This window comes from Streptomyces griseofuscus (genome assembly GCF_014673495.1).
Lineage (GTDB): Bacteria > Actinomycetota > Actinomycetes > Streptomycetales > Streptomycetaceae > Streptomyces > Streptomyces murinus.
Genome location: NZ_CP051006.1, coordinates 4,258,911 through 4,283,110 on the forward strand (window position 1 = coordinate 4,258,911; position 24,200 = coordinate 4,283,110).

Below are 24,200 nucleotides of genomic sequence, written 5' to 3' on the forward strand. Positions count from 1 at the left end.
GGGCCTTCGGTCTTATGCGGAAGGGCCGGTCACGCCCAGGTGATCAGCCGCTTCGGCTGCTCCAGGATCGCGGCCACATCGGCCAGGACCTTGGAGCCCAGCTCGCCGTCGACCAGGCGGTGGTCGAAGCTCAGGGCGAGGGTGGTCACCTGGCGCGGCTTGACCTTGCCCTTGTGGACCCACGGCTGGAGCTTGATCGCGCCGATGGCGAGGATCGCCGACTCGCCCGGGTTGAGGATCGGGGTGCCGGTGTCGACGCCGAAGACGCCGACATTGGTGATCGTCACCGTCCCGCCCTGCATGGCGGACGGGGAGGTCTTGCCCTCGCGCGCCGTGGCCACCAGCTCGCCGAGGGCGTCGGCCAGCTGGGGCAGCGTCTTGTCCTGCGCGTCCTTGATGTTCGGCACGATCAGACCGCGCGGGGTGGCCGCCGCGATGCCCAGGTTGACGTAGTGCTTGACCACGATCTCCTGGTTGGCCTCGTCCCAGGACGCGTTGATGTCCGGGTTGCGCTTGATCGCGACCAGCAGTGCCTTGGCGATCAGCAGCAGCGGGTTGACCCGCCTGCCCTGCATCTCCTTGTCCTGCTTCAGCTCCTCGACCAGCTTCATGGTGCGGGTCACGTCCACCGTCACGAACTCCGTGACATGCGGGGCCGTGAACGCCGAGCCGACCATCGCTGCCGCGGTCGCCTTGCGCACACCCTTGACGGGGATACGGGTCTCGCGGACACCGTCGTACGAGGCCGCGGGGGCGGGCGCGGCCGGAGCCGCCGCCACCGGCGCGGGCGCGGCCGCGGGCGTGGCCGCCGCGTGCACGTCCTCACGCGTGATGATCCCGTCCGGGCCGGACGGGGTGACCGCGGTCAGATCGACGCCCAGGTCCTTGGCCAGCTTGCGCACCGGGGGCTTGGCCAGCGGGCGGGGGCTGTCCGCCGCCGGGGCATGGCCGTTCAGCTCGGGCTGGGCGGGCGCCGGGACGGTGACCTCGGGACCCTTGCGCGGGCGGCGCTTGGTCGCGGAGGTCGACACGCCGTAGCCCACCAGGACCGGCTGACGAGCCGCGGGCTTGGCCTCCTCGGCCGAAGCCGGAGCCGATGCCGAAGCCGTTGCCGCCGGGGCCGGAGCCTCCGGTGCCGCCGGAGCCGCGGGCGCCGCCTCGGCCTGTGCCGGGACCGGGGCCGGGGCCCCGCCCGCCACCCGCACCGCGATGATCGCCGTACCCACGTCGACCGTGGTCCCCTCGGGGAAGCGCAGCTCGCTGACCACGCCGTCGTAGGGGATAGGCAGTTCGACGGCCGCCTTGGCGGTCTCGACCTCGCACACCACCTGGCCGTCGGTGACCGTGTCGCCCGGCTGGACGTACCACTTGAGGATCTCGGCCTCGGTCAGACCCTCCCCCACGTCGGGCATCTTGAACTCGCGTACGGACGCGTCCGTCATCGTCGTCACGACCTTCTCCCTCAGTACGCCAGCGAGCGGTCGACGGCGTCGAGCACGCGGTCCAGGTCGGGCAGGTACTCCTCCTCCAGGCGGGCCGGCGGGTACGGGGCGTGATAGCCGCCGACCCGGAGCACCGGGGCCTCCAGGTGGTAGAAGCAGCGCTCGGTGATCCGGGCGGCGATCTCGCCACCGGAGCCGAAGAACACCGGCGCCTCATGGACCACGACCAGGCGGCGGGTCTTCTCGACCGAGGCCTGGATGGCGTCGAAGTCGAGGGGGGAGACCGAGCGCAGGTCCAGGACCTCCAGGCTCTTGCCCTCCTCGGCGGCCGCGGCGGCGACCTCCTGGCAGAGCTTCACCATCGGGCCGTAGGCCGCGAGGGTCAGGTCGGTGCCCTCGCGGACCACCTGGGCCTTGTGCAGCGGGGCGGGGATCGCCTCGACGTCCACCTCGGCCTTGTCCCAGTAGCGGCGCTTGGGCTCGAAGTAGATCACCGGGTCGTCGCTCTGGATGGCCTGCTGCATCATCCAGTAGGCGTCCGACGCGTTCGACGGGCTGACGATCTTCAGGCCGGCGACATGCGCGAACAGGGCCTCGGGGGACTCGGAGTGGTGCTCGACCGCGCCGATGCCGCCGCCGTAGGGGATGCGCACGACGACGGGCATCTTGACCTTGCCGAGCGAACGCGCGTGCATCTTGGCGAGCTGGGTGACGATCTGGTCGTACGCCGGGAAGACGAAGCCGTCGAACTGGATCTCCACCACCGGCCGGTAGCCGCGCAGGGCCAGGCCGATCGCGGTGCCGACGATGCCGGACTCGGCGAGCGGGGTGTCGATGACCCGGCTGTCGCCGAAGTCCTTCTGGAGGCCGTCCGTGACCCGGAAGACGCCACCGAGCTTGCCGACGTCCTCGCCCATGACCAGGACCTTGGGGTCGGCCTCCAGGGCGCGGCGCAGCGACTCGTTGATGGCCTTGGCCATCGCCATCTTCTCGGCCATCTCAGTGACCCCCTTCTGCGTCCGCGAACGACGCCTGGTAGGCGGCGAACTGGGCCCGCTCCTCGTCGACGAGCGCGTGCCCGTCCGCGTACACGTTCTCGAAGATGGCGAAGTGGTCCGGGTCGGGCATGGCGCGGACCGCTTCGCGCACTCGCTTGCCCAACGCCTCGGACTCCGCTTCGAGTTCCTCGAAGAATCCCTCGTCCGCGTGGTTCGACGCCTCCAGATGGCGGCGCAGGCGCAGGATCGGGTCCTTGGCCTCCCAGGCCTGCCGTTCCTCGTCGCCACGGTAGCGGCTGGGGTCGTCGGAGGTGGTGTGGGCGCCCATGCGGTAGGTGAACGCCTCGACCAGGGTCGGGCCCTCGCCGTTGCGGGCGCGCTCCAGGGCCCACTTGGTGACCGCGAGGCAGGCCAGCACGTCGTTGCCGTCCACGCGCACGCCCGGGAAGCCGTAGCCCTGGGCGCGCTGGTAGAGCGGCACCCTGGTCTGCTTCTCGGTCGGCTCGGAGATGGCCCACTGGTTGTTCTGGCAGAAGAACACCACGGGCGCGTTGTAGACCGCGGAGAAGGTGAACGACTCGGCCACGTCGCCCTGGCTGGAGGCGCCGTCGCCGAAGTAGGCGATGACGGCCGAGTCCGCGCCGTCCTTGGCCACGCCCATGGCGTAGCCGGTGGCGTGCAGCGTCTGCGAGCCGATGACGATCGTGTACAGGTGGAAGTTGTTGCTGTTGGGGTCCCAGCCGCCGTTGTTCACGCCGCGGAACATGCCCAGCAGGTTGGTCGGGTCCACACCGCGGCACCAGGCGACACCGTGCTCGCGGTAGGTCGGGAAGACGTAGTCGTCCTCCCGGGTGGCCCGGCCGGAGCCGATCTGGGCGGCCTCCTGGCCCAGCAGGGAGGCCCACAGGCCCAGCTCGCCCTGGCGCTGGAGTGCGGTGGCCTCGGCGTCGAAGCGACGGGTGAGCACCATGTCGCGGTAGAGGCCGCGCAGGTCTTCGGGGGTGATGCCGGCGACGTAGGAGTCGTACACGGCGTTCTTGACCCGCTTGCCCTCCGGCGTCAGAAGCTGCACGAGCTCGGGCTCGGTGCTCTTCTTCGCGCCGGCGCGCGCGGTGCGCGGGGCTCGGGTCGTGCTGGTGGTGCGCTTGGCGCCGGTGGCTCCGGACTTGGTCCCGGCCGAGTCGGCCTTGCTGCCGGTGGTGCCGGCCTTGCCTGCGGCGCTGCGCTTGCGCGCGGCACTGCTGTCCACGGTCACGTGTGCTCCTCCGTCGTTCCGGCCCCCGGGGTTGCCGGTAGGCCAGTGCGGCTCACCTGTTTCGACCACCGGGCACGGGGTGGGTGCCACTCGGCCGGGAACAGGCGTGACAGGTGCCCCGGCGAGCGCCCTGCGACCATTACGTTACCCAGTGCTCCACATTTCTGTGAAACCCCACTTGACCTGCGATTTTGCTTGGATTTCCAAGTAAATCGAAGAGATGCGGAAGCGCGCTGGTCACAGCCTTGCGGCAAGGCCGGAGCAAGCGAACGTTATCCCGGTCACCCAGGTGACGGGAAGAGTTCTCGGAGGGAGAACGGTCCCGTGCTTTGCGGGAGGAATACTCCGAAACCTTGAAAAGCCTCTGGACCTGCTCGAACACCGCGGACCTCCACCGTTCGGCCCGGTTCACCCAGTGACCAATTGCGACCGCCGACGACTGACTGTGAAAGCCCCAGCTCACAGGGTATTTTTCGTGCCCTAGCATCTGCGGCGTGCCGCGCCTTTGTGTACCACCCCCCGTGCCCCACGCGCCCCCTCTGGGCGCGTTGCTCCGCCTGTACGAAGCCGCCGGGACGCCCTTGGCCTGCGAACCGGTCGACCAGGGGCTGCTCAACCGCGGCTACCGGCTGTGCACCACGCGCGGCCGGTATTTCCTCAAGCACCACTTCGACCCCGACACCGCCGACCCGGCCGCCATCGAACGGCGGCACCGGGCCACCCAGCGCCTGGCCGCGCTCGGTGTGCCGGTCGCCGTGCCGCTCGCGCACCGGGAGGGCCGTACCGTCGCCGTCGTCGGCGGCCATGCCTACGCCCTGCATCCCTGGATCGACGGCGGACACCGCCACGGCGGCCAGCTCACCCGCTCGGAGAGCGCGCGCCTGGGAGCGCTGCTGGGCGCCGTGCACGCCTGCCTGGAGCGCGTGATGCCGCCCAAGGGGCGCACCCGCCCGGCCACCAGCCCCCACCCCGTGGAGAGCGCCGACCCGGCCGACACGTTCACGCTCATCGACGAGTTACTCGCCCGGGTGCGCCGGCACCGTCCGTCCGACGCCTTCGACGCACTGGCCCGGCACCGGCTGCGGGAGCGGCGGGTGCTGCTGGAGCGGCACGCGGACCGGCGCCCGCCGCCCGGCGGCCCGGTGGGCTGGGTGCACGGCGACTTCCACCCGTTCAACCTGCTCTACAAGGACGGCGCCCCGGCGGCCATCGTGGACTGGGACCGGCTCGGCGTGCAGCCCCGCGCCGAGGAGGCCGTGCGCGCCGCCGCGATCTTCTTCGTACGCCCCGCGGGCGCCCTTGACCTGCCGAAGGTACGGGCGTACGCCCGCGCGTATCGGCGCGCTGCCGATGCCACGCCCGCGGAGCTGGCGGCGGCCGTACGCCGGGTGTGGTGGGAGCGTCTGAACGACTTCTGGATGCTGCGCTGGCACTACGAGCGTGGTGACACCCGCGCCGACTGCCAGTTCCCGGCCGCCTCGGCGCTCGTGGTGTGGTGGACCCGCGAGTACGACGCGGTGTGCGACGCGTTCACCGGGTGAGCGGGTTTACGTCCGTCCCGGCGGCCAAGGAGTGGCCTTCCAGCAGCGGAGTCGGTCGTCCCACGCCCGGCAAACGACCGGGGCCCGGTCTCCCGGGCCCCGCGGATGTCCTCTTGGCGGCCGATTCCGCCGTATGCGACCGACGAGCGGTCCGCCGATGTTCAGCCGGTGGGCAGTCCCGCCGCCCCGCCGGCCGCCGCGTTGCCGTCGGTGGTGTCGCCGCCTGTGGTGCCCGTGTCCGTGCCGCCCCCGGTGGTTCCTCCTCCGGTGTCGGTACCACCGGTATCGGCAGTGCCACCGGTGTTCCCGCCAGTCGTACTACCACCGGTCGTCGGATCCGTGGACTGCGACGACGTGGGCTGCGGTCCGGTCGACTGGTCGGAGGGGCCAGTCGTCTCCGGCGGAGAAGACGGCGGTGTGTCCGACGGCGACCAGTCCGAACCGGAGCCGGTGCCCGACCCGTCGCCGGTGGCCGTGTCCGTGGGCTGCCCGGTGTTGTCGTCGCTCGGGCTGGACGAGGCGGAGTCATCGGTGCTCTTGGTGTGCGTGGCCGGCGGCTTGGTGTCCGTACCGGCACCGCCTCCGCCGCCCGCGCCCTTCAGCGCCAGCGCCACACCCGCCGCGATGGCGATGACCGCGAGCACGGCCAGGATCCACAGCTTGCCGCGGCCGCTGCCCTTGTTGCCGTGTCCCTCGAAGCCGCCGTCGTCGCCGTGGCCGTAGCCCTGCGGCAGCAGCGGCTGCGGGATCTGCGTGGTGCCGGCGCCGGCCATCGGGTGCGACATGGCGGTCGTCCCCGCGAAGCCGCCCGCCGGGGTGTGCCGGCCGTCGTGCGCCGCCACCGGGCCGGTGTTCCAGGTGCCGGTGTGGCCGCCCTGGTCGTACAGCATCTGAAGGCCGTACTGGACCAGGCCGCGCATCTCCTCCGCCGTCTGGAACCGGTCGTCCGGCTCCTTGGCGAGCGAGCGCATGACCAGGCCGTCCAGCTCCGGTGGGCAGGCCTGGAGGACCTGCGACGGCGCGACGGGCATGTCCTGGACGTGCTGGTAGACCACTGACAGCGGCGTCTCGCCGGTGAACGGGGGCCGCAGCGCGAGCAGTTCGTACAGCAGGCAGCCGGTCGCGTACAGGTCGGAGCGGTGGTCGACGGCCTTGCCGAGCGCCTGCTCGGGGGAGAGGTACTGGGGGGTGCCCATGACCATGCCGGTCTGGGTCATCGTGGACTGCGCGCCGTGCAGGGCGCGGGCGATGCCGAAGTCCATCACCTTGACGGCGCCGCTGTCGGTGATGATCACGTTCGCCGGCTTGATGTCGCGGTGCACGATGCCGTGCTGATGCGAGTAGGCGAGCGCCTCCAGGACACCGGAGACGATGATCAGCGCCTGCTCGGGCCCGGGCGCCTCCGCGTTGATCAGCAGATCGCGGATGGTGCGGCCCTCGACCAGCTCCATCACGATGTACGGCACCGACTGGCCGCCCACGACGTCCTCGCCGGAGTCGTACACGGCGACGATCGCGTGGTGGTTGAGCCCGGCGACCGACTGTGCCTCACGCGTGAATCGCGCCTTGGAGACGGGGTCCTCGGCCAGGTCGGCGCGGAGCAGCTTGACCGCGACCGTACGGCCCAGACGGACGTCCTCGGCCGCGAAGACCTCGGCCATGCCGCCTCGGCCCAGGCGGTGCGTGAGCCGGTAGCGGCCGTCGCCGACCAGCCCCGCGTTGCCCCAGTTCTCCGGCCCGTCGGACATGCCGCCGCCGCCAGACGCCTCCGGGTCGGACGGGCCCTGGGCGCTGTGCGTCTGTGCCATCAGTCCTCGCCGTCGTTTCTGCCCGCGGTGCGCGCGGTGTTGTCACGGTCTCCGTCGGCCACGCTACAGCCTCCGTGGGGGCCACCGGTTCGGAACCGGAACCGGGACCGACTCTGCGACGGACCGGCCATGAAACCCTCAGCACGGGCCGTCGTGCAAATTCTGTGTGCTGCTCGCACGCCCCCTGTAACGCTTGCGCGACGCTTCTTGCTCGTACGGTCACGGAACGGGCACCGAGCTTGACGTGTCAGTGGCCTGGGGCAGACTTGGCCGGGAATGACACATTCGATCAAGGCCTGTGCGACGAGCCAAGGTGCCGGACGGCCGATGGGGGACGCGGAGAGATGAGCCAGGACGGCACACACGGCCGGTACTCGGGGCAGGGTCTGGCCGGTGGCCGATACCAGCTGCGCGACTTGCTCGGCGAGGGCGGCATGGCCTCGGTGCACCTCGCCTACGACGCCGTACTGGACCGCCAGGTCGCGATCAAGACCCTGCACACCGAGCTGGGCCGGGAGCAGGCCTTCCGCGAGCGCTTCCGCCGTGAGGCCCAGGCCGTGGCGAAGCTCACGCACACCAACATCGTCTCCGTCTTCGACACGGGCGAGGACGACCTGGGCGGCCTGGCGACTCCGTACATCGTCATGGAGTACGTCGAGGGCCGCCCGCTGGGCTCGGTCCTGGAGGAGGACATACGGCGGTACGGCGCCATGCCCGCCGACCAGGCGCTGAAGGTCACCGCGGATGTGCTCGCGGCGCTGGACATCAGCCATGAGATGGGGCTGGTCCACCGCGACATCAAGCCCGGCAACGTGATGGTGACCAAGCGTGGTGTGGTCAAGGTCATGGACTTCGGCATCGCGCGCGCCATGCAGTCCGGCGTGACCTCGATGACGCAGACCGGCATGGTCGTCGGCACCCCGCAGTACCTCTCGCCCGAGCAGGCCCTCGGCCGCGCCGTGGACGCCCGCTCCGACCTGTACTCGGTCGGCATCATGCTCTTCCAGCTGGTGACCGGGCGGCTGCCGTTCGACGCGGACTCCCCGCTGGCGATCGCGTACGCGCATGTGCAGGAGGAGCCGGTCGCCCCGTCCTCCATCAACCGCTCGCTGCCCCCGGCGGTGGACGCGCTGGTCGCCCGCGCGCTGCGGAAGAACCCGAACGAGCGCTTCCCGACCGCCGACGCCATGCGCGAGGAGTGCCTGCGGGTCGCCGCCTCCCTCCAGGCGGCCGCGCCGAGCATCGTGCCGAACGCCGGTCCGCAGCAGAGCGGCTCGGGCGTCGGCTCCGCGGTGTTCCCGCCGGTCGACCAGAGCCGCCAGACGCCGCCCGGACCGGTGCAGACGCCGTACCAGCCGGGTCCGTACGGCCCCCACACCCCGGCGCCGGCCACGCCCGCGCCGTCCTACGGCTATCCCCAGCAGGCGGGCTACCAGACGCCTCCGGTGGGCTACGGGCCCGGCACCCCGCCGCCGTACGCGGGGACCCCGCAGACGACCACGCAGGGGTCCGGCTCGGGCGGGGGCAAGAGCGGCAAGGCCGTGATCATCGGCGCGGTCGGGGTATCGCTCGTCGCGGTCGTCGGCCTGGTCGTCGCGCTGACCATGAACAGCGGTGGCGGCGGTGGCGACACGGGCGGGCACGGCGGCTCCAGCGCCTCGGCGTCCTCCACCCACCAGGCGGGCTACCGGGGCCCGGACACCACCCGGGTGATCGACAAGACCAAGTGCACCGAGCCGGACGAGTCCTACGACGACCCCAACAAGATCCGGCTGCCCGATTTCCGCTACAAGGACATCAACTCCGTGAAGGCCTGCTTCCAGGCCGCGGGCTGGACGCTGCACGTCAAGAAGGTGGACGACAACACCTGGGGCGACGGCACCGTCATGGACCAGTTCCCGTCGGAGGGCACGGACGTGAACGCCAAGGACCCGGGCACCATCGAGCTGAGCGTGTCGACGGGTAATCCGCCGCAGTAGGGACGCGGTACGAGGAGGGGCCCGGCGCTCGTGCGCCGGGCCCCTTTCGCGTGTTCGGCGCGCGAAACCTCGTACCCCGGAGGTGAATCCTCGTGGGACCTGCTCGTGGGACCTTCTCGGGGGCCTACAGGTACGGGCCGCCCGAGTGCCCGCCCATGTGCTGGTCGTCGCCCTCGGGACCCGACACACCCGGCGGGAGCGCCCGGCGCATCTGCTCCAGCTGCGCCCGCGCGGCCATCTGCTGGGCGAACAGCGTGGTCTGGATCCCGTGGAAGAGCCCCTCCAGCCAGCCCACCAGCTGTGCCTGCGCGATGCGCAGCTCGGCGTCGCTCGGGGTGACGTCGTCGGTGAACGGCAGCGACAGGCGCTCCAGCTCCTCGACCAGCTCCGGCGCCAGACCGTCCTCCAGCTCCTTCACCGAGCTGGCGTGGATCTCCCGCAGCCGCACCCGGCTGGCCTCGTCGAGGGGAGCGGCACGCACCTCCTCGAGGAGCTGCTTGATCATGCTGCCGATCCGCATGACCTTGGCGGGCTGCTCGACCTGCTCGGTGACCGGAATCTCGCGGGAATCGTCGTCCCCGCCTCCGCCGCCGAGCGCCATCCCGTCCTGGCCCACGACGAGGATCTGGGGCTTCTCCGGCGACCGTTCGTTCCTCGGCATCTCCATGCCGTCATTCTCTCGCACCCGCCCACCTCACCACCGTGGCGCCCCCCGGGTGCGGCGGATCCGCCGTTTAGACCCGTCGGCCCAATCCGGAATGCCCGGAGAGTCCGGCGATGTGAGGCTGTTCCCGTCGGTTCATCATCGATCACGCTCACGCCAGCTGGGCTCCGGGAGGTCACCGACGTGACTCCATGGCTGCGACTCACCCACCCCTGTCTGCGGCTGCTGCTCGTCCTCACGGCGGCCCTGCCCGCCTACGGCACCGCCGCCGCGTACGCCGCCGAGGCCGGTCTTCCGCACTCCCCCACCGCGCGCCACCCCGCCGGCACCCCCTCGGCCTCGGCCTCAGCCCCCGGCCACGGGGGCGGCCCGGGCGGCGCGGGAGGGTCCTCGGCGGCCGGGAACGCCGCCGGTTCCGGTCACTCCGGGCACGATCACCAGGACCGCCCGGGCCACGACGGCGCCGGCCCCCAGCACCCGGCCGTGCCGTCCGGCTCGGCCTCCGCCTCGGACAGCGCGCCGTCCGGCGAGCCGTCCCGGGCGGGGAGCGGCGCCGGTGAGGCGAAGCTGCACCCGGGGCGGCACGACGGGCCCTGGGCCCAGGTGGAGGGCGACGAGGACTCCGTCCCCGGCTCCGCCGCCGCACAGCCGGCGGAGCCGGAGACCGCGGAGACGCCGACGGCCTCCCGGCCCCCCGAGGAGGCGGGCCTCGATCCCACACCGGGGCAGTCGGCCGATCAGAACGCCGCCCGGCAGAGCGAGAACGCGAGCGAGCCGACCCTGCGGATCCTGCCACTGGGCAGCGGGCTCGTCCTCATCGGCCTGGGCCTCGGCCTGGCCTTCCTGGGACTGCGGCTGCGCAGAACCTGAGCCCGGGTCCGGACGGAGCGCTACGGCGCCACCAGCAGCACCTTGCCGATGTGGCCGCTCTCCTCCACCACCCGGTGCGCCTCGGCGGCCTGTGCCATCGGCAGCTCACGGTCCACCACCGGACGCACCCGCCCCGCGGCGAGCAGCGGCCAGACGTGTTCGCGCACCGCGGCGACGATGGCCGTCTTCTCCTCCACCGGCCGCGCCCGCAGCGAGGTCGCGGTGACGGCGGCCCGCTTGTGCAGCAGCGCGCCGATGTTCAGCTCGCCCTTGGCACCGCCCTGGAGCCCGATGATCGCCAGGCGCCCGTTGATCGCCAGGGTCCGCACATTGCGGTCGAGGTACTTGGCGCCCATGTTGTCGAGGATGACGTCGGCACCCGCGCCGCCGGTGGCCTCCTCGACCTCGGCGACGAAGTCCTGCTCCCGGTAGTTGATCAGGATGTCCGCGCCCAGCTCGGCGCAGCGCTCCAGCTTCTCCTTGGTCCCGGCGGTCACCGCGACCTTGGCGCCGACCGCCTTGGCCAGCTGGATCGCCATGGTCCCGATGCCGCTGGAGCCGCCGTGCACCAGCAGGGTCTCGCCCGGCCGCAGGTGGGAGATCATGAACACGTTGGACCAGACCGTGCAGGCCACCTCGGGCAGCGCGGCGGCCTGCACCAGGTCGACGCCCTCCGGCACCGGCAGCAGCTGCCCGGCCGGTACGACGACCTTCTGCGCGTAGCCGCCGCCCGCGAGCAGCGCGCACACCTCCTCGCCGACGGTCCAGCCGGACACCCCGGGGCCGATCGCGGCGATCCGGCCGGAGCACTCCAGGCCGGGGTAGGGGGACGCACCGGGCGGCGGGTTGTAGAAACCCTGGCGTTGCAGGACATCGGCGCGGTTGACGGCACTGGCCACCACCTCGACCAGCACCTCGCCCTCGCCGGCCACCGGATCGGGTACCTCGTCCCACACCAGCGCCTCGGGACCACCAGGTTCGGGAATCGTGATCGCATGCATGTCCGCGACGCTACTCCCCCCGACGTGCCGGGCGGCCGCGGCACTCGACGCCTCGGCTCAGTCCCTGGGCAGGGGGCGCGGATACGGCGTGATCTGGGTGCCGGGGCTGGCGCGCACGATGGTGATCAGCCGGTCCGTCAACTGGAGGGTGCCGATGGACCGGTCGTCGTAACCGAGCACCCGATGCCCGCGTACGACGCTCACCACCAGGTCGTCGATCTCCCGCGGCCCCTTGCCCGCCTCGGCGCGCACCACCGGCCGCTCCACGAGGTCCAGCCCACTGCCCTGCTGGATGAGGTCCTCTATGACCATGCCGGCGGCGGGGCTGAGGACGGACAGGCCGAGCAGCCGGCCGGCCGCGCTGGCGCTGGTGATGACCGCGTCGGCGCCCGACTGCCGCAGCAGCGGGGCGTTCTCCTCCTCGCGCACCGCGGCCACGATCTTCGCGCTGCGGTTGAGCTGACGGGCGGTCAAGGTGACCAGTACGGCGGTGTCGTCGCGCTGCGGGGCCACGATGATCTGCCGGGCCTTGTGCACCTCTGCCCGCCTGAGCACATCGCTGCGGGTGGCGTCGCCCATGACCCCGGCGTAGCCGTCGGCGGTCGCCGCGTCGATCACCTTGGCACTGGGGTCGACCACGACCACCTGCTCCTTCTTCAGCCCGGTCGCGCAGACGGTCTGCACGGCCGAGCGCCCCTTCGTGCCGAAGCCGACGACGACGGTGTGCTCGCGCAAGGCGGACCTCCAGCGTTTCAGGCGCCATTCCTCCCGGGTGCGCTCGGTGAGGACCTCCAGCGTGGTGCCGACCAGGATGATCAGGAACAGCACGCGCAGGGGCGTGATGACGAAGATGTTGGTCAGCCGGGCGCTGTCGCTGACCGGGGTGATGTCGCCGTATCCCGTGGTGGAGAGGGTGACGGTGGCGTAGTAGAACGAGTCGAGCAGGTCCACGGAGTCATCGGCGCTGTCGCGGTAGCCCGCGCGGTCGGCGTAGACGACCAGCGCGGTGAGGACCAGCACCAGCAGTGCCATGAGCAGCCGTTTGGCGACCTGGCGGAGCGGCCGTTCCACCACCTTCACCGGCAGCTTCACCCGGTTGACGGCCGGGCGTTCGTCCGCCGTGAGGGTGTCGTCCTGCGGGATCCCGTTGGCATCAGGGGTGTTGAGGGTGCCGCCGTCCGCACGTTTCACGTGAAACATACCCCGATCCCCGCGGTCGTCCAGGGCAGGTCCAGCAGCTCCGTCTCCGCGCCCTGCCGGACCCCGCCCGGAGGTACGACGGCCAGCGCGTCGGCTGCGGCGATGCCGCGCAGCATGGCCGGGCCGTTGTAGTGCAGCGGTACGGCGCGGTCGCCGCGCAGCACCACGGGGACGAGCCGGGTGTCGTACGGATGCCCGTGCACCGGTTCCGTCAGCGGCAGCGTGTACGGCTCGGGGGCGGGGCGGGCGGCGAGGGTGCGCAGCAGCGGTTCGGCGAGCGTGATGAGGCCGGAGACGGCCGCGAGGGGGTTGCCGGGCAGGCCGACGAGGTGCTGGTCGTCCCTGGTGCGGGCCAGCAGCATGGGGTGGCCGGGGCGCACCTTCACGCCGTCGACGAGGAGTTCGGCACCGAGGCGTTCCAGGGTGGGGTGGACGTGGTCGTGGGGTCCGGCCGCGGTGCCCCCGGTGGTGACGACCAGGTCGGCCGTCGAGGCGGTGATCGCCTTGTGCAGGGCCTTGGCATCGTCGCGGATCCGGCGCACCGCGACGACCTCGGCGCCGAGCGCCCGCAGCCAGGGCGGCAGCATGGGGCCGAGCGCGTCCCGGATCAGTCCCTCGCGCGGCAGCCCCTCGGTCAGCAACTCGTCCCCGAGGACGAGGACTTCGGCGCGGGGCCGGGGGACGACGGTGACGGTGTCGTATCCCGCGGCCGCGGCCAGGCCGAGGACGGCCGGGGTGATCTGGGTGCCGACGGGCAGCAACTGGTCGCCGCTGCGGCACTCCTGGCCGCGCGGGCGGATGTCCTGGCCGTGGACCATGTCCCGGGTGGCGTGCAGCCGGCCCTGGGTGTCGGTGCGGCCGTGCTCGGTGCGCAGGACGGCGGTGGTGTCGGCGGGGACGCGGGCGCCGGTCGCGATACGGACCGCCTCACCGTCGGTGAGCGGCGCGGGCTGGGCGTGCCCGGCGAGCACCCCCTCCTCGCGCACCGTCCAGGGACCGGGTCCGGCGACCGCCCAGCCGTCCATCGCGGAGGTGTCGAAGGAGGGCAGGTCGCTGAGCGCGTCGAGGGGCGCGGCGAGGACGAGGCCGAGGGCGTCGCCGAGGGGGACCGGGACGGGGGTGCGGCGGGGGGTCGATGACGTGGTGGCGGGCCTGGTCGCGCGGGTGGCCCGGGCGGCTCGGGCGGCGATCTCGCGGGCCTGGGGCCAGGCGGTGGCGCGATGCCGTTCCGCCGGGGCATGGCGGTGCGGCTCGGCGGGGCGCGGGTCCCGGGCCGGGCCGGTGCCGTCGTCCTTGGCTTCCCTCACGAGGGCCAGGGCCTCCTCGACATCGAGGTCGTCGCTGTCCTCCACGGGTGCCCCGTCGCGGAGTCGGGGCGCGGTCATCCGGCGTCCGGGGCGCTCGGCCCCCCGCTTTCCCCGGCCTCCGCCGCCTCTTCCTCCCAGCGCAGGGCCAGCGCGGCGGCCTTGCGGGCGGCCTCGGCGACGGCCTCGGGGCCGCCCTCGCCCCGGGCCGCGGCGTAGCCGACGAGGAAGGTGGTCAGCGGGGCGGCGGGCCGGGCGACACCGTGCGCGGCGTCCCGGGCCAGGTCGAGCAGGACGTTCGTGTCGACGTCCAGGTCGATGCCCAGCTCGTCCTTGACTGCGGAGATCCATTCATCCAACACGTGCCCATGCTCCCTGATGCGTGCCCTGGCGTTGACGATGTCGTCCCAGGTGTCGCAGTCGAAGGACGCGTGCGGGTCCGGGACACGGGTGAGGCGGAGGGCGCCGGTGAGCCGGCGCAGCGGCAGCCCGGTGAGGCCGTCGTGCGCGGCGGCGAGGGCGTCGAGTTCACGGCGCAGCGCGGCGGTGCGGTACGCGGCGACCAGGGGCTGGTCGCGGCCTTCGGCGTCGGTGAGCAGCGCGCCGTCGGCGCCGCTCTCGCCCAGGGCGGTCAGCAGCCGCCGCAGCGTGTCCGCCCGGAGGAAGGGCAGGTCGGCGGAGAGGACGACGGTGTGTGCGGCCGTGGTGTGCCGCAGCCCGGCCGCCAGCGCGGCGACCGGTCCCGCGCCGGGCGGCTCCTCGCGGGCCCAGCGCACCGGGCGGGCGGTGCTCCGGGGCGCGGCCACGACGACGGTCGTACGGGCGTCCGCGCAGGCCGTGAGCACCCGGTCCAGCAGCGCCCGGCCGCCGATCCGGACCCCGGGCTTGTCGGCCCCGCCGAGCCGCCGCGCGGCACCTCCGGCCAGCACGACGGCGTCGTACGGCAGGGGTGCCGCGGTGGCCGCCGGCCCGGCGGTGGCGTTGTCGGTCACTCCCCGAGTATGCGGGCCGGGCCGATCACAGGGAACCGAGGTACGACGGTGGCCCGGCGGGTCACAGGGTGCGCAGCAGCACCGCCGGCTGTTCCACGCAGTCCGCCACATACCTCAGGAAGCCGCCCGCCGTGCCGCCGTCGCAGACCCGGTGGTCGAAGGTGAGCGAGAGCTGGACGACCTGGCGCACGGCCAGCTCGCCCTCGTGCACCCACGGCTTGGGGACGATCCGGCCGACGCCGAGCATGGCCGCCTCGGGGTGGTTGACGATCGGTGTGGAGCCGTCGACGCCGAAGACCCCGTAGTTGTTCAACGTGAAGGTGCCGCCGGTGAGTTCGCCCGGGGTCAGGGTCCCGGCGCGGGCCGCCTCGGTGAGCCGGGCGAACTCGCCGGTCAGCGACTCCGCGTCGCGGGTGTGGGCGTCCCGGACGACCGGCACGACCAGGCCGCGCTCGGTCTGTGCCGCGAACCCGAGGTGCACATACGGGTGCTGGACGATCTCGCGGGCCTCGGTGTCGACCGAGGAGTTCAGCTCCGGGAACCGCGCGAGGGCCGCGGCGCAGATGCGGGCGAGCAGCGCGACGAGGGAGATCTTCGTGCCTCCCGCCGCGTTCATCGCGGTCCGGGCGCGCATCAGTTCCGTCGCGTCGGCGTCCACCCAGCAGGTGGCGTCCGGGATCTCCCGGCGGCTGCGGGACAGCTTGTCGGCGACGGCACCGCGGATGCCCTTGAGCGGAACACGCACCTCGCCGGGGACCGAGGCCGACGCCACGGCTTGGACGGGCAAGGCCGCGACGGGAGCGGCCGCGACGGGCGCCTCGGTCGTACGACCATCGCCCTGTCCCGCTCCGGTCCGCAGGGCGCGCTCCACGTCGGCGCGCAGGATCAGCCCGTCCGGGCCGGAGCCCGCCAGTCGCCGCAGATCCAGTCCGCCCTCGCGGGCGAGCCTGCGCACCAGCGGGGAGATCACGGGCACCGGGCCGTCGGACGGCGGGGCGGTGGCGGGCAGGCTCGAAACCGGCGCGGCGGCGGTGCCGTTCAGCCCGGGACTCGCGGCTTTGGTGCCGTTCACCGCGGCATGCGCGCCGGTGGCACCGTTTCCGCCCGCGCCACCACCGGTCAGGGCCACCGGGCGCACCCGGCGGCGCCGGCCCGGCGCCTCGGACGTGCCGTAACCGACCAGGACATTGCCCGAACCGGCCGTGGACTTCCCGTCCGGCTCGCCGACCGCGACCGTCAGGAGCGGGGCGCCGACCGGGAGTTCGGCGCCCTCCTCGCCGTAGCGGGCGGTGACCACGCCGCCGTAGGGGCAGGGGACCTCGACCGAGGCCTTGGCCGTCTCGACCTCGACCACCGGCTGGTCGACGGCGACCACGTCACCGACCTGGACCAGCCAGCGCACGATCTCAGCCTCGGTCAGTCCCTCGCCGAGGTCGGGCAGCTTGAACTCCAGCACCTGTGCCATCAGCCCTCGGCCTCCCACTGGAGCCGGGCCACCGCGTCCAGGACGCGGTCCACGCCGGGCAGATGGTGCCGCTCCAGCATGGGCGGCGGGTAGGGGAGGTCGAACCCGGCCACGCGCAGGACGGGGGCCTCCAGGTGGTGGAAGCAGCGCTCGGTGACCCGGGCCGCGATCTCGCCGCCAGGACCGCCGAACCCGGTGGACTCGTGCACCACGACCGCGCGTCCGGTGCGCCGCACGGAGGCGCAGACCGTCTCGTCGTCGAACGGCACCAGGGAGCGCAGGTCGACCACCTCCAGGTCCCAGCCCTCGGCCCGCGCGGCCTCGGCGGCCTCCAGGCAGACGGGCACGGAGGGGCCGTAGGTGATCAGCGTGGCGCTGCGGCCGGTGCGCCGGACCACCGCTCGCCCGATCGGCTCGACCTCGGTCGGCTCCTCGGGGTTCCAGGTGTCCTTGGACCAGTAGAGCCGCTTGGGCTCCAGGAAGACGACCGGGTCGTCGGAGGCGATGGCCCGGCGCAGCAGACCATAGGCGTCGGCGACGGTCGCGGGCGTGACCACATGCAGGCCGGGGGTGGCCATGTAGTACGCCTCGGAGGAGTCGCTGTGGTGCTCGACGCCGCCGATGCCGCCCCCGTAGGGGATGCGAACGGTGATCGGCAGGGGCATCCGGCCGCGGGTGCGGTTGCGCATCCGGGAGACATGGCTGACCAGTTGCTCGAACGCTGGGTAGGCGAAGGCGTCGAACTGCATCTCCACCACCGGGCGCAGGCCGTACATGGCCATGCCGACGGCGGCGCCGAGGATGCCGGCCTCCGCGAGCGGGGTGTCGGTGCAGCGGTCCTCGCCGAACTCCTTGGCGAGCCCGTCGGTGACGCGGAAGACACCGCCGAGGGTGCCGACGTCCTCGCCGAGCACATGCACGGTGGGGTCGGCGGCCATCGCGTCGCGCATCGCGCGGGTGAGGGCCTGGGCCATGGTGGCGGGCTTGACGGCCACGGTGGTCATCGGCGGTCGCCTTCCTGCGGGTCGGAGCCGTCCTGCTCGGCCGCCAGCTCGGCCCGCAACAGGTTCCGCTGTTCGCGCAGTTGGGCGGTGGTCTCGGCGTAGACGTGGTCGAAGAGTTCCATCGGGTCGAGCTCGGGGTCCTGGTTCATGCGTGCGCGCAGGTCGGCGGCCATCGCCTCGGCGTCCTCCCGTACGGCCTCCAGGCCGGCCGCGTCGATCAGGCCGCGCTCGGTCAGCTCCGTCTCCAGCAGGCGCACCGGGTCGTGTGCGCGCCAGGCCTCGACCTCGGCGTCGCCCCGGTAGCGGGTGGCGTCGTCGGCGTTGGTGTGGGCGTCGATGCGGTAGGTGACCGCCTCGATCAGTGTCGGTCCGCCGCCCGCGCGGGCGTGCCGTACGGCGTCGGAGAGCACCTCGTGCATCGCGGCCGCGTCATTGCCGTCGACCAGCCGGCCCGGCATGCCGTAGCCGACGGCCTTGTGGGCCAGGGAGGGCGCGGCGGTCTGCTTGGCGAGCGGGACGGAGATGGCGAAGCCGTTGTTCTGCACCAGGAAGACGACGGGCGCCTGCCAGACCGCGGCGAAGTTCAGCGCCTCGTGGAAGTCCCCCTCGCTGGTGCCGCCGTCGCCGATCATGGCGAGCGCGACCACGTCGTCGCCCTTGAGACGGGCGGCGTGGGCAAGGCCCACGGCGTGCGGCAGCTGGGTGGCCAGCGGGGTGGAGAGGGGGGCGACCCGGTGCGCGTACGGGTCGTAGCCGGTGTGCCAGTCGCCGCGCAGCAGGGTGAGGGCCTCGACCGGGTCCACTCCGCGGGCGACGACGGCCAGGGTGTCGCGGTAGCTGGGGAAGAGCCAGTCGCGCTCTTCGAGGGCCAGGGCGGCGGCGACCTCGCAGGCCTCCTGGCCGGTGCTGGAGGGGTAGACGGCGAGGCGGCCCTGCTTGGTGAGCGCGGTGGCCTGCGTGTTGTAGCGGCGGCCGCGCACCAGCTGGGCATGGAGCCTGCGGAGCAGATCGGGATCGGCCTTGGCGACCGCCTCGGTGCCGAGGACGCGATACGGCTCGGCGTCGGGCAGCAGCGGCGCGGGGTCCATACGGGGCTGCCAGGCGGGCGGCGGCGATGGCCGGTACGCGCCCCGCTGCTCCAGAACCGTCATGACGGCACCTCCTCGTGGGAGCGGCTACGGGAGACGTGTCGGCTGTGACCCGTCTCACCTACCGATTGTTCGGTCGTCGGCACATTTTGGCTACAGGCACCTCCAGGCTGTGGACAAACGGTTCTCCACAGCCTGCAATGAACGCAGGACGTCCACGGCGATGAAGCGGGGGGACATGGCACCTGAACAAATGGCCGAGACAGCGCAGGACGCGCTGCCGCCGCCGGCGCGACCGCTGGACGCCATCGATCAGGACATCCTGCGCATCCTCCAGGCGGACGGCCGCGCCTCGATACGGTCGGTCGCCGAACGCGTCCATGTCTCGCGGGCCAACGCCTACGCGCGTATCAACCGGCTGGTCGAGGACGGGGTGATCCGGGGCTTCGGCGCCCGCGTGGACCATGAACGGGCCGGGCACAGCACCTCGGCGTACATCACGCTGAAAATCGTCCAGAACACCTGGCGCACGGTCCGCGAGCAGCTGCGCCAGCTGCCCGGGGCCTCGCACATCGCGCTGGTGGGCGGTGACTTCGACGTCCTGCTGCTGGTGCACACGCCCGACAACCGGGCACTGCGCGAGCTGGTGCTCACCCGCCTCCAGGCGATCCCGGAGGTGCTGAGCACCCGCACGCTGCTGGTGTTCGAGGAGGAGGACCTGGAACCGGACGCCTAGGCAGTGTCTTCAAATGATCTTGCCTGGTGGATCATGGTGGCGTGATACGTCGTCATGAACTGTCTGATGCCGAGTGGGAGTTCGTCCGGCCGTTGCTGCCCGAGTCGTTGCGGGGGCGGAAGCGGCTGGACGACCGCAGGGTCCTGAACGGGATCGTGTGGAAGTTCCGCACCGGTGTCGCCTGGCGGGATGTGCCCGAGCGTTACGGGCCGTGGGCCACGCTCCATACCCGTTTCCACAGGTGGGCGGTTGACGGAACGTTCGACCGGATGCTCCGAGCCGCCCAGGCGAAAGCCGATGCGGCTGGTGACGTCGAGTGGCTCGTCTCGGTCGACTCGACCGTCGTCCGTGCCCACCAGCACGCGGCCGGGGCTCGAAAAGGGGGCTCCGGAACCCAGCTCTCGGCCGGTCCAGAGGCGGTCTGACCAGCAAGATTCACCTCGCCTGTGACGGCCTGGGCCGTCCCCTCGCCTTCGTGGTGACGGGCGGCAACACCAACGACTGCACCCGGTTCACCGCCGTGATGGAAGCGATCAGGGTGCCCCGGATCGGGCCGGGACGGCCCCGCGTCCGGCCCGATCACGTCCTGGGCGACAAGGGCTACAGCTCGAAGGCGATCCGCACCTGGCTCCGCCGCCGCGGCATCCCGCACACGATTCCCGAACGGGCCGACCAGATCCGCAACCGAGCCCGGCGGGGCAGCCGGGGAGGCCGCCCGCCGGCCTTCGACCGCGAGGCATACAAACACCGCAACGTCGTGGAACGGTGCTTCAACCGTTTGAAGCAGTGGCGCGGGATCGCCACCAGGTACGACAAGACCACTGAGTCTTACGAAGCAGCCGTCACCCTCGCCTCACTCCTGATGTGGGCGTGACATTTGACAGAACCTAGGCGGCCCGGCGCAGTCCGGAGAAGACCAGCTGGGCGACCGCGTCGGCCACCTCGCGGCCCGAGGCGCCGCGGGCCTCCGGCCGGTACCACTCCACGATGGAGTTGATCATGCCGAAGACCAGCCGGGTGGCCAGCCGCACCTCCACGTCGGGGCGTACGTCCCCGTCGGCGGCGGCCGCCTTGAGCAGCTCGGCGACCCGGTGGTCGAAGTCGCGGCGCCGCTCCAGCGCCCAGCGCTCGGTGGCGGTGTTCCCGCGCACCCGCAGCAGCAGGGTCACATACGGCAGCTCGGATATGAGCACCTCGACCATGCGGCGCACGACGTGCTCCAGGCGCTCCACCGCCTGCCCCTCGCGCGCCGCCGGCTCCTCCAGGATGGCGAAAAGGCCGTCCAGGGCGCGGCTGACGGCCCGCTTCAGCAGCTCCTCCTTGCCGCTGACATGGTGGTAGATCGACGACTTGGAGATGCCTGCCGCCTTGGACAGGTGCTCCATGGAGGTGCCGTCGTAGCCGCGCTGGTTGAAGACCTGGACGGCGACGGAGAGCAGTGTCTCGGGGGTGTACGTGTCGCGCCGGGGCGTGGTCATGAGGTGCCCTCCCGCTTGTCGTCGGCGTAGGCGTGGCGGTAGAGCGCGAGGGAGGGCGCGTAGCGTCCGGAGGGGTCGCGTTCGTGCATCGCGTCCAGGACGTCGTAGGCGAACTCGTCACCCAGCCTGCGGTCCCACGCGAAGGGGCCGAGCGGGTAGTTGACGCCGAGGCGCATCGCGGTGTCGACGTCCTCCTCGGTGGCGACGCCCTTGGCGACCGCGTCATGGGCGAGGTCGATGATCCGGGCCACCGTACGCGCCACGATCATGCCGGGGACGTCGCCGATGACGCTGACGTCCTTGCCGAGCGCCTGGAACAGGCCGACGGCCTCGGCGAGGGTCGTCTGCGAGGTGTCCTGGGAGGCGGACAGGGCGATACGGGTGGCCTTGCGGTAGTCGAGGGCGAGGTCGAAGTAGACGACGTCACGGAACTCCACCGAGGTCTGGCCGTCGGCGAGGACCAGCTGGCCGCCGCCGGGCAGCTCCAGGTGGCCGTCCTCGTCGCCGTCCTCCGTGCGGACCTGGATGCCCGCCTCGCGGATCAGCGCGAGCAGTTCGGCGGCGGGGCCGAGATCGCCCTCGGCGAGGACATAGGCGGGCGGCTGCTCCTTGTCGGCGGTGTGCGGCTCGGGCTTCTCGGCGCCCTCCCCGTGGTCGTACCAGCCGTGGCCGGCCTTGCGGCCCAGGCGGCCGGACTCCACCAGGCGGCGCTGGGCCAGCGAAGGGGTGAACCGCACGTCCTGGAAGAAGGACTGCCACACCGAGTGCGTCACCGCCTCGTTGACGTCCTGGCCGATCAGGTCGGTGAGTTCGAACGCGCCCATGCGGAAGCCGCCCGACTCGCGCAGGATCGCGTCGATGGTGGCCGGGTCGGCGGCCTGGGCCTCATAGACGGCGAACGCCTCGGCGTAGAAGGGCCGGGCGATCCGGTTCACGATGAAGCCGGGGGTGTCCGCACAGGCCACCGGGGTCTTGCCCCAGGCGCGCGCGGTCTCGTAGGCGCGGGTGGCCGAGGTGACGTCGGTGGCGAACCCGGAGACGACCTCGACCAGCGGCAGCAGCGGCGCGGGGTTGAAGAAGTGCAGGCCGAGGAAGCGGCCCGGATGGCGCAGGGCGCCGCCGATCGCCGTCACCGACAGCGAGGAGGTGTTGGTGGCGAGCAGGCAGTCCTCCTCGACGACGTCCTCCAGCTCGCCGAAGAGCCGCTGCTTGACGTCCAGCCGCTCCACCACGGCTTCCACGACGAGGCCGCAGTCGGCCAGCTCCGCGAGCGCCTCCGCGGGTTCGAGACGGGCACGGGCCGCGTCCCGGGCGGTGGCGTCGAGCCGGCCCTTCTCCACCAGCCGGTCCAGACGCGCGCCGATCGCCGCGGCCGCCTCCCGGGCCCGCCCGGGTGCGGTGTCGTAGAGCCGCACGGGATGGCCGGCGACCAGTGCGACCTGGGCGATGCCCTGGCCCATGGTGCCGGTGCCGACGACGGCCACGGGGCTGCTGAGGTCGAGTGCTGTCATGTGCGCGATCCTCCCGCACGGGGTTTTCCACAGATGCGGCGGACCCCCTTGAACCGACCGATCGTTCGGTTACTCTAGCCCTGACCGTCCCATCCCGCTGCTCTTTCCGCCAGGTCCGGAACTCGAAGACGAGTTCTCCAGACGAGGAGTTGGTCCCGCATGGCCGCCGAACTGACCGCCCCCGAGCTGATCGCGAAGCACCGGCCCACTCTCGACCAGGCCCTGGAAGCGATCCGCACGCGCGCGTACTGGTCCCCGCACCCCGAGCACCCCAAGGCTTACGGCGAACACGGCAGCCTGGACGCGGCCGCGGGCAAGGCCGCCTTCGACGCCCTGCTCGGCACCCGCCTCGACCTCGGCCAGGCGGGCACGGACGACTGGGTGGGCGGTGAGATCTCGCCGTACGGCATCGAGCTGGGCGTGAGCTACCCCCACGCCGACCTGGACGTACTGCTGCCCGCGATGAAGGCCGGGCAGCCGGCCTGGCGGGACGCGGGCGCCGAGGTGCGTGCCGTGGTCTGCCTGGAGATCCTCAAGCGCATCAGCGACCGCACGCACGAATTCGCGCACGCCGTCATGCACACCAGCGGCCAGGCCTTCCTGATGGCGTTCCAGGCGGGCGGCCCGCACGCCCAGGACCGCGGCCTGGAGGCGGTGGCGTACGCGTACGCGGAGCAGGTCCGCACCCCCGAGAGCGCCGAGTGGTCCAAGCCGCAGGGCAAGCGCGATCCGCTGGTGCTCACCAAGAACTTCACGCCCGTACCGCGCGGCATCGGCCTGGTCATCGGCTGCAACACCTTCCCGACGTGGAACGGCTACCCGGGCCTGTTCGCCTCCCTGGCGACCGGCAACGCGGTCCTGGTCAAGCCGCACCCGCGCGCGGTGCTCCCGCTCGCGCTGACCGTGCGGATCGCCCGTGAGGTGCTCACCGAGGCCGGTTTCGCCGCCGACCTGGTCGCGCTGGCCGCCGAGCGCCCCGGCGAGGGCATCGCCAAGGCCCTCGCCACCCGCCCGGAGATCCGGATCATCGACTACACCGGTTCGACGTCCTTCGGTGACTGGCTGGAGGCCAACGCCCGCCAGGCGCAGGTCTACACGGAGAAGGCCGGCGTCAACACGGTGATCGTGCACTCCACGGACGACTACAAGGGGATGCTGTCCAACCTGGCGTTCTCGCTGTCCCTGTACAGCGGCCAGATGTGCACCACCCCGCAGAACCTGCTGATCCCGCGCGAGGGCATCCTCACCGACCAGGGCCCGAAGACCTTCGACGAGGTCACCGCCGACCTCGCCCGCGCGGTCGATGGTCTGCTCGGCGACGACGCGCGGGCCAACGCGCTGCTGGGCGCGATCGTCAACCCCGACGTCAAGGCCCGGCTGGAGGCCGCGGCCGGTCTCGGCGAGGTCGCCCTCGCCTCGCGGGAGATCAGCAACCCGGAGTTCCCGGGCGCCGTGGTGCGCACCCCGGTGATCGTCAAGCTGGACGGCGCCAAACCGGACGCCGAGGCCGCCTACATGAGCGAGTGCTTCGGCCCGGTCTCCTTCGCCGTCGCCCTCGACTCGGTGACCGACGCGGTGGAGCTGCTGCGGCGCACGGTCCGCGAGAAGGGCGCGATGACGGTCGGCGCGTACACCACGGACAGCGAGGTGGAGCGGGCCATCGAGGAGGTGTGCCTGGAGGAGGCCGCCCAGCTGTCCTTCAATCTCACGGGCGGGGTGTTCGTGAACCAGACGGCCGCCTTCTCCGACTTCCACGGCTCGGGCGGCAACCCGGCGGCGAACGCGGCCCTGTGCGACGGCGCCTTCGTGGCGAACCGATTCCGGGTGGTCGAGGTGCGCCACCAGGGGTAGCGGAAAGGGCCGT

The 24,200-nt window shown here is 72.3% G+C and carries 19 protein-coding genes and 1 pseudogene; 6 read left to right on the forward strand and 14 right to left on the reverse strand.

Going from position 1 to position 24,200, the window contains the following annotated elements:
• Nucleotides 1–29: 29 nt before the first annotated feature.
• The 3 genes from HEP81_RS18905 to pdhA (HEP81_RS18915) are packed head-to-tail and all read right to left on the reverse strand — an operon-like array spanning nt 30 to nt 3,695.
• Nucleotides 30–1,451, reverse strand: a complete 1,422-nt coding sequence (locus HEP81_RS18905) for a dihydrolipoamide acetyltransferase family protein (protein ID WP_037650242.1) — start codon at nt 1,449–1,451, stop codon at nt 30–32.
• 11 nt (nt 1,452–1,462) lie between these two features.
• The gene (locus HEP81_RS18910) at nt 1,463–2,440 is read right to left on the reverse strand and encodes an alpha-ketoacid dehydrogenase subunit beta (protein ID WP_037650243.1); all 978 of its coding nucleotides are present in this window, start codon (nt 2,438–2,440) and stop codon (nt 1,463–1,465) included.
• 1 nt (nt 2,441) lies between these two features.
• On the reverse strand, nt 2,442–3,695 hold the full coding sequence (gene pdhA / locus HEP81_RS18915; protein ID WP_037650245.1) for a pyruvate dehydrogenase (acetyl-transferring) E1 component subunit alpha: 1,254 nt from the start codon (nt 3,693–3,695) through the stop codon (nt 2,442–2,444).
• 521 nt (nt 3,696–4,216) lie between these two features.
• Between pdhA (HEP81_RS18915) and HEP81_RS18920 the strand changes: the two genes are divergently transcribed.
• A complete protein-coding gene (locus HEP81_RS18920) occupies nt 4,217–5,236 on the forward strand; it encodes a phosphotransferase (protein WP_172636903.1) in 1,020 nt (339 codons plus the stop codon).
• Nucleotides 5,237–5,397: 161 nt separating this feature from the next.
• Here the strand turns inward: HEP81_RS18920 and HEP81_RS18925 are convergent, their stop codons facing one another.
• Entirely contained in the window at nt 5,398–7,044 is a 1,647-nt protein-coding gene (locus HEP81_RS18925; protein ID WP_037650247.1) for a protein kinase domain-containing protein, read from the reverse strand.
• A gap of 344 nt (nt 7,045–7,388) precedes the next feature.
• Between HEP81_RS18925 and HEP81_RS18930 the strand changes: the two genes are divergently transcribed.
• A complete protein-coding gene (locus HEP81_RS18930) occupies nt 7,389–9,023 on the forward strand; it encodes a Stk1 family PASTA domain-containing Ser/Thr kinase (RefSeq protein WP_037650250.1) in 1,635 nt (544 codons plus the stop codon).
• Between the two features lie 124 nt (nt 9,024–9,147).
• Here HEP81_RS18930 and HEP81_RS18935 read toward each other — a convergent pair whose 3' ends face one another.
• The gene (locus HEP81_RS18935; RefSeq protein ID WP_037650252.1) at nt 9,148–9,690 is read right to left on the reverse strand and encodes a bacterial proteasome activator family protein; all 543 of its coding nucleotides are present in this window, start codon (nt 9,688–9,690) and stop codon (nt 9,148–9,150) included.
• Between the two features lie 180 nt (nt 9,691–9,870).
• Between HEP81_RS18935 and HEP81_RS18940 the strand changes: the two genes are divergently transcribed.
• Nucleotides 9,871–10,557: a hypothetical protein gene (locus HEP81_RS18940; RefSeq protein ID WP_037650254.1), complete on the forward strand. Its 687-nt coding sequence runs from the start codon at nt 9,871–9,873 to the stop codon at nt 10,555–10,557.
• Nucleotides 10,558–10,577: 20 nt separating this feature from the next.
• Here HEP81_RS18940 and HEP81_RS18945 read toward each other — a convergent pair whose 3' ends face one another.
• The 7 genes from HEP81_RS18945 to pdhA (HEP81_RS18975) all read right to left on the reverse strand — a co-directional run bounded on the left by HEP81_RS18945 (nt 10,578) and on the right by pdhA (HEP81_RS18975) (nt 18,674).
• The gene (locus tag HEP81_RS18945; RefSeq protein WP_037650257.1) at nt 10,578–11,558 is read right to left on the reverse strand and encodes an NAD(P)H-quinone oxidoreductase; all 981 of its coding nucleotides are present in this window, start codon (nt 11,556–11,558) and stop codon (nt 10,578–10,580) included.
• A gap of 57 nt (nt 11,559–11,615) precedes the next feature.
• On the reverse strand, nt 11,616–12,758 hold the full coding sequence (locus tag HEP81_RS18950; RefSeq protein ID WP_078967089.1) for a potassium channel family protein: 1,143 nt from the start codon (nt 12,756–12,758) through the stop codon (nt 11,616–11,618).
• Complete coding sequence (locus HEP81_RS18955; protein WP_037650259.1) at nt 12,746–14,143, reverse strand: molybdopterin molybdotransferase MoeA; 1,398 nt, start codon at nt 14,141–14,143, stop codon at nt 12,746–12,748. Before HEP81_RS18955 ends, HEP81_RS18950 begins: the two co-directional genes overlap by 13 nt.
• Nucleotides 14,140–15,054: an NTP transferase domain-containing protein gene (locus HEP81_RS18960; RefSeq protein WP_037650261.1), complete on the reverse strand. Its 915-nt coding sequence runs from the start codon at nt 15,052–15,054 to the stop codon at nt 14,140–14,142. The genes HEP81_RS18955 and HEP81_RS18960 overlap by 4 nt, the downstream gene beginning before the upstream one ends.
• A 61-nt stretch (nt 15,055–15,115) precedes the next feature.
• On the reverse strand, nt 15,116–16,519 hold the full coding sequence (locus tag HEP81_RS18965; RefSeq protein WP_037650264.1) for a dihydrolipoamide acetyltransferase family protein: 1,404 nt from the start codon (nt 16,517–16,519) through the stop codon (nt 15,116–15,118).
• Complete coding sequence (locus HEP81_RS18970) at nt 16,519–17,523, reverse strand: alpha-ketoacid dehydrogenase subunit beta (RefSeq protein WP_037650268.1); 1,005 nt, start codon at nt 17,521–17,523, stop codon at nt 16,519–16,521. Before HEP81_RS18970 ends, HEP81_RS18965 begins: the two co-directional genes overlap by 1 nt.
• Complete coding sequence (pdhA, locus tag HEP81_RS18975) at nt 17,520–18,674, reverse strand: pyruvate dehydrogenase (acetyl-transferring) E1 component subunit alpha (RefSeq protein WP_037650271.1); 1,155 nt, start codon at nt 18,672–18,674, stop codon at nt 17,520–17,522. Before pdhA (HEP81_RS18975) ends, HEP81_RS18970 begins: the two co-directional genes overlap by 4 nt.
• Before the next feature lie 175 nt (nt 18,675–18,849).
• Between pdhA (HEP81_RS18975) and HEP81_RS18980 the strand changes: the two genes are divergently transcribed.
• Nucleotides 18,850–19,347, forward strand: coding sequence for an Lrp/AsnC family transcriptional regulator (locus HEP81_RS18980; RefSeq protein WP_372504421.1), 498 nt, complete (start codon nt 18,850–18,852; stop codon nt 19,345–19,347).
• Between the two features lie 44 nt (nt 19,348–19,391).
• Nucleotides 19,392–20,221, forward strand: a pseudogene (locus tag HEP81_RS18985) (IS5 family transposase).
• 13 nt (nt 20,222–20,234) lie between these two features.
• Here HEP81_RS18985 and HEP81_RS18990 read toward each other — a convergent pair.
• Together HEP81_RS18990 and HEP81_RS18995 are read right to left on the reverse strand one after the other, a co-directional pair.
• A complete protein-coding gene (locus HEP81_RS18990) occupies nt 20,235–20,825 on the reverse strand; it encodes a TetR/AcrR family transcriptional regulator (protein WP_037650279.1) in 591 nt (196 codons plus the stop codon).
• Nucleotides 20,822–22,336, reverse strand: coding sequence for a 3-hydroxyacyl-CoA dehydrogenase (locus tag HEP81_RS18995; protein ID WP_037650280.1), 1,515 nt, complete (start codon nt 22,334–22,336; stop codon nt 20,822–20,824). Before HEP81_RS18995 ends, HEP81_RS18990 begins: the two co-directional genes overlap by 4 nt.
• A 159-nt stretch (nt 22,337–22,495) precedes the next feature.
• On the opposite strand from HEP81_RS18995, the gene paaN reads away from it, so the two are divergent.
• Complete coding sequence (gene paaN / locus HEP81_RS19000; RefSeq protein WP_037650282.1) at nt 22,496–24,187, forward strand: phenylacetic acid degradation protein PaaN; 1,692 nt, start codon at nt 22,496–22,498, stop codon at nt 24,185–24,187.
• The last annotated feature ends 13 nt before the right edge of the window (nt 24,188–24,200 follow it).